1 protein-coding gene and 1 pseudogene are annotated in these 1,137 nt (G+C 33.1%); both read left to right on the top strand.

All coding sequences use genetic code 11. The features are described from left to right. Positions 1–440 (top strand): annotated as a pseudogene (locus tag EDM02_RS01610) (transposase); the annotation flags it as partial. Positions 441–579: 139 nt separating this feature from the next. Continuing rightward, entirely contained in the window at positions 580–705 is a 126-nt protein-coding gene (locus EDM02_RS05940) for a hypothetical protein (RefSeq protein ID WP_260214974.1), read from the top strand. The last annotated feature ends 432 nt before the right edge of the window (positions 706–1,137 follow it).

The following is a 1,137-nucleotide window of genomic DNA, read 5'->3' as shown; positions in this document are numbered from 1 at the left end:
GCTATAAACGGCATATACTTGTAGAAAGTAAAGAAGGATTAGTGCTAGCCGTCAGTACTACAAAGGCATCTAGTCATGATAGTGGTCATTTAGAGGGCTTATTAGATAAAGTAAACTTACCACCAGGTAGTAGGGTATATGCAGATAAGGGCTATAGCGGCTCACCTAATGAAATATTATTAAAGAAAAAAAAGTTAAAATCAGCTATTCAGAAGAAGGCTACTAAGAATAATCCCTTATCAGTTACCGCTAAGCGGTTTAATAAATTAATAGCTAAGACTCGTTATAAGGTAGAACGTGTATTTGGTAGTATAAAAAATTGGTTCCGAAGTTCGGGAGCCCGCTATATAGGTATTGATAAAATGCATACACAACATCTTATGGAAGCAATAGCTTATAACTTATACAGGTCCCCAAATATCATTTTAAGAGGTTGCTAGGGAAATGGTCTATCCAAAATGAACTAAAAGCATCTAAAAATCAATAAATAATGATATTCTTACTGCCATAACGTCAAAAATGGCAAAAAATAACAAAAAATAATACTGGAAAAATAGAAAAAATTACACTGTCGGTCTGTTGCAACGGCCTCTCTTTGATAGAGTGTGCATACGAGCTAAAGTGAAAATCCGACCCGGGCGATTATATAGTCGTGACAAGGTGGATAAACCTAAACGGCATCATGTCTTTAGGAGGGTGTGCTAATCATGAATTCCCTTAAGTTGACGCCATTGAGTGAACGGATACGCATAGGCCATATCACTGAACGGATACACATAAACTTGCAAAGTTCTTTTTAATAGGTTATATTTGGGAATGAAATGTAAGGTTAGGTACTTTAGGTACTACATACTTGATCTTATCTTTTGTGCTTTTAAGTAAAGTACAATAGGCGATAAGCCCTTGTACATCCTAGTTTATAACTGGTTATGAGTAAATTAATGGAAGAGGGGTAAATTTATTTTTATCAGGTTTACAGGAATAAACTAAAGTACATCAATTAAAAATTAAAAGTAGTATTTATAGTAGAATAGCAGAAAAATGAATAACATATTTTAAATTTAATAAGTCATGAACAATAATTCTAGTAGTTTAAACAAAACATTAATAAGCCTTTTATTTTATCTCTCTACTGTA

Source organism: Candidatus Cardinium hertigii (assembly GCF_003788695.1).
This window is presented reverse-complemented; position numbering and strand designations above follow the sequence as displayed.